Below are 1,795 nucleotides of genomic sequence, written 5' to 3'. Positions count from 1 at the left end.
TTCTTTAATAAACATTAATTATTTATGTAAAATTATTTTATAAATTTTCTGATTTCCATGTTGTTTCAGTTTTATTTAAAGGAGTAACAGTATGGTTTTTCCAATCTAATGTGAAATATTGTTTTACAGTTCTTGTACCAGATTTTCTATTGCATCCAACCCATTCAGTGTTATCCCAATCTATGAAATACTCATCCATTCCTCTTGAAAAAGTTACTTCTATAGTAGATGTTTCTTTATCCTTTGGAGCTTTTAATGCCACAGAAAAGTTTGGTGAAAATCCACCTGATATTAATAAAGGTAAATCTTCATTTTTAGTTATATTTTTAGTTCCTTCATTATATAATCTAGATATCATAAACATCTGATTTCTATAAATTCCATGATATGAATCTCTAGTATATCCATCATTAGTTGAATTAAATACTACATCCCAGCTAGCTTCTTTAAGAGTATCTTTTTTCTGCGTAGTAACAAAATTAGGTTGCTCATAACTTCTAGATTCACTAAAATCATAACTTGAATTTAAACCTAAACTAGGAGTTTTTCCATCAGCTCCTATGTTTCCACCTATAGAATACCCCATATTATTTGTTACTTGAGTTGAACTTATAGTATTTTTAGGTGTACTTGAAACTATTTTTACATCATTAACCTTATCTACTATTTTAATACTTCCCTGATAACTTGAAGGCCAGTGTATACCCGCATAATAGTACTCTCCATATCTTTTTAACTGTGAATTAATAAATGAACCATCTGTTGTTAAGAAAGCTGTAAGCTTATTATCTTGTGGATCCTCAAAAAAAGTAGCTTTTAAAACTGTTTTTATACCATCTTTTTCTGATTCTAATGCATCAGTAGATGTATAAGTTTTTGCTTCTTCTCCTTTAACATTTGAAATTACTTTTGCTTTAGAACTTTCAGCTGCAAAAGCTTGTACATTATTAAAGGAAATAACACTTCCTGTTATTGTAGCCACTGTTAAAGCTATTAATGCTAATTTTTTAAATTTCAACATGATTTTATCCCCCTATTTCATCTTTAGTAATATATTTTGATTATCTAATATTTTTATTTCAAAATATTATTTTTTTTATTATATTATATATTTTTTTAAAATGGAACATCAAAATATGGAAATGAAATTAATTTCATAGTTTATTAATGTAAATATACAAATAAAAAAAAGTAGAAATGTTACTGGTTAAAATAAAATTTCTACTTTTTTCTACTTTTAAAGTGTTTTTTTATTAATTTAATTATTTAGTAGTTTTAGCATCTTCTTTAGCTTCTTTTTTTTCTTCCTTTTGTGCTTCCTTAGTTTCTTTAGCCTGTTCTTTTTGTTGTTTAGCTTCTTCTTTATTTTCTTCTTTTTCTTCTTTATGCTCTTCTTTTTCTTGTTTTTCCACTTCATCCTTTTGAGCATGGATTTCTTTATCTTTTTCTTTAATTTCTTCTTTCATTTCTTTATGTTGTTCTTTTTCTATGTCTTTAGCTTTTTTATGATCTTCTTTTTCTCTATGTTTCATTTCTTTATAATCTTTTTTTAATTCATCTTTAGTTTCTTTATATTCTTCTTTTAATTCTTTAAAATCTGCTTTTATTTCATCTTTAAGCTCTTTATATGCTTCTTTTTCTTTATGTTTAATTTCTTTATGTTCTTCTTTTTCTATATCTTTTTCAGTTTTGTGATCTATTTTTTCTTTATGTTTCATTTGTTCTACTGTTTCTTCTAAGTTTTCAATTATATTATTGCTCATGATAATTCCCTCCTAATTTATATATATTAAAT

Annotated in this window: 2 protein-coding genes; both read right to left on the bottom strand. The window is 25.1% G+C overall.

The genetic code is table 11. The annotated features are described in order from the left end of the window. Positions 1-37: 37 nt before the first annotated feature. Positions 38-1,021, bottom strand: a complete 984-nt coding sequence (locus GBZ86_RS15525; RefSeq protein WP_152892162.1) for a beta-channel forming cytolysin — start codon at positions 1,019-1,021, stop codon at positions 38-40. 241 nt (positions 1,022-1,262) lie between these two features. After that, complete coding sequence (locus GBZ86_RS17440) at positions 1,263-1,763, bottom strand: hypothetical protein (protein ID WP_170272290.1); 501 nt, start codon at positions 1,761-1,763, stop codon at positions 1,263-1,265. Positions 1,764-1,795: the final 32 nt, after the last annotated feature.

The organism is Clostridium tarantellae, from assembly GCF_009295725.1.
GTDB lineage: Bacteria > Bacillota > Clostridia > Clostridiales > Clostridiaceae > Sarcina > Sarcina tarantellae.
The sequence above is the reverse complement of the archived record's forward strand: the minus strand, read 5'-3'. Positions and strand labels throughout refer to the sequence as shown.

What these genes read in the sequence shown, in the direction of transcription:
- GBZ86_RS15525 (WP_152892162.1), bottom strand. Translation starts at nt 1,021, where the DNA reads ATGTTGAAATTTAAAAAATTAGCATTAATAGCTTTAACAGTGGCTACA.
- GBZ86_RS17440 (WP_170272290.1), bottom strand. Translation starts at nt 1,763, where the DNA reads ATGAGCAATAATATAATTGAAAACTTAGAAGAAACAGTAGAACAAATG.